Annotated in this window: 1 protein-coding gene; it reads right to left on the reverse strand. The window is 50.9% G+C overall.

Features of this window, described 5'->3' with window-relative positions:
- Positions 1-594 precede the first annotated feature (594 nt).
- Positions 595-1194, reverse strand: a complete 600-nt coding sequence (locus TSA66_RS01265) for a class I SAM-dependent methyltransferase (protein WP_040038691.1) — start codon at positions 1192-1194, stop codon at positions 595-597.
- Positions 1195-1736: the final 542 nt, after the last annotated feature.

The raw sequence follows: 1736 nt of genomic DNA on the forward strand, positions 1-1736 counted from the left end.
CAGCCAGGCGAGCTATCTTTTCCTGAAAATGCCCTTGACCCAACACCCAGCCCTTGTTTGTGGCGTTGCGGATCACATCAAGCAATTGGGTATCCATTGGAGCCTTGACCAGTTCACGATACGCTGCCCGGCGTTCACTCTCGTCTCCGGCCAAGCTCCAGTACAACGCATGGGGGCAGTGCAATGCACGATATATGGGGTCAGACTCGATTTAACTTCATCTCGAGTCCGGTCCCATAAATTTGCGACAGCCGGCAAGTGCCGCCGCAAATCGGCAAATTAAAAAAGCCCGTCAGTGACGGGCTTTCATTTTCTGCGGTGACCTACGTCGAGCCCCCTATATATATGGGCCAGACTCGATTAAACCGCTTCTTTCCTTTTCTTCCGCCCCTTCGGCAACGGCATCGCCGTACGCTCAGCCAGGCGACAAATATATGGAGGCAGGCTCGATTAACCTACGTGCGCGTGCATATACGCGTGCTGCATATATGGGCATTTTTGATGCAGCGAAGTTTTCATAATCGGTGGCAAACTCAATTAAGCGTTAACTGAAATCGAGTGTGCCACTATATTTATTCGCACTTCTAAGGTCTATCACGGGAAATGATCGAAGGCCAGTTCTCGCAATTCATCGTCAGTACGAGATGATTTGGTAGCCACGGCCCAAAGATCGAAAAACGGAGCAACACGCCGAGCTGTGGCGACTCCTGCAAAGCCAGCAGTTTGGAGAGTGCCAGACATAACTTTTTCAGTAAACCCGCAACGATGAGCCATATACAGGTTGCCTGCTGCCATTTGTGGTCGATGTCCGTATAGGATGTCAACAGGCGCAATCGGGCCTGCTGGGGAGATGTAAGCTGGTTCGGTCAGTTTATCTTCAGCTATCAACGCACAGACTGACTGCAGATCAGGGCAAGTAATTACCAGAAAGCCGTCCTGTTTCAATACCCGCAGAAACTCCGACAGAGCTAGTGGCACCTCATGGGGATAGAGGTGTTCAATATTATGGCTTGAAAAAATGGCATCTATCGAGGCATCGGCAACAGCCGACATGTCCAGCATCGTTCCCACGATATCCGGTTTTACAGCCTCATTAATGTCCAGACGGAGTTCTTTCCAATCCGGGGTGTTGAAACTCTTGGTGGTCTGATCTTTATGACTCTCGCCACAGCCAACATGCAAGAATGTACGCATCTATGTTATTTCCGAATTCCGAAGATCTAAGTTCTTCAAGTCGTTCCGTGTTGACGAGATTTCCCTCGAAGAGTCTAACAGACCCCTTTCATTATGGTCGGTAATCCTCCGGAAAACCTGATCGACCAATGCAGCGCCCCGCTCCATCCCCCCAGAACGCGGCCATCGCAGCTTTCCGATCACCAAACAAGCGTAGGGCGCGCTTCGCCTCCCTGTCAACATGCCGATTTCCAATTTTCCAGATCGAGTAGTCGTTTATTAGAGACGTGCTGATTGTATTTTCCTGCTTGTCGTTTTAGCTGAGATTTCTTGGGTCCGCGTTGACTACGCTTGACATGCACCATAGGCACAAGCTTGGCGACAGAGCCAAGCAAGCCTATATATGGAGTCAGACTCGATTAACGCGCCGCAGTCCGTTTCGGTCGCCCCTTCGCCAAAGGCATTGCCCGACGCTCAGCCAGGCGAGCTATCTTTTCCTGAAAATGCCCTTGACCCAACACCCAGCCCTTGTTTGTGGCGTTGCGGATCACATCAAGCAATTG

Source organism: Noviherbaspirillum autotrophicum (genome assembly GCF_000818395.1).
GTDB classification, from domain to species: domain Bacteria; phylum Pseudomonadota; class Gammaproteobacteria; order Burkholderiales; family Burkholderiaceae_D; genus Noviherbaspirillum; species Noviherbaspirillum autotrophicum.